1 pseudogene is annotated in these 258 nt (G+C 70.9%); it reads left to right on the top strand.

Annotation, left to right across the window (positions count from 1 at the left end):
• Positions 1-258 (top strand): annotated as a pseudogene (locus SB751_RS32500) (hypothetical protein); the annotation flags it as partial.

Here is a 258-nt window from a genome sequence, read left to right as displayed (position 1 = left end):
CCAGCGGCCAGACGCCGCAGTTGCAGGTCTACCTGTCGCAGTTCGAGCAGGTGTTCACGCCGGATGGTTCCGCCAGCGAAGGCCGCGTGCTGCTGCAGGCGGTATTGCTGAATGGCCGCAACGTGATCGGCCAGGTGCGCATCGCGACACAGGTGCCGGCGCCCACGCAGGACGCCGCTGGCGGCGTGGCCGCGTTGCGCCAGGCCACCGACGATGCCGCCGACCAGCTGGCGCAATGGCTGGCCGGCCAGCCCAAGG

Source organism: Cupriavidus sp. SIMBA_020, from assembly GCF_046535395.1.
Lineage (GTDB): Bacteria > Pseudomonadota > Gammaproteobacteria > Burkholderiales > Burkholderiaceae > Cupriavidus > Cupriavidus campinensis.
The sequence above is the reverse complement of the archived record's forward strand: the minus strand, read 5'-3'. Positions and strand labels throughout refer to the sequence as shown.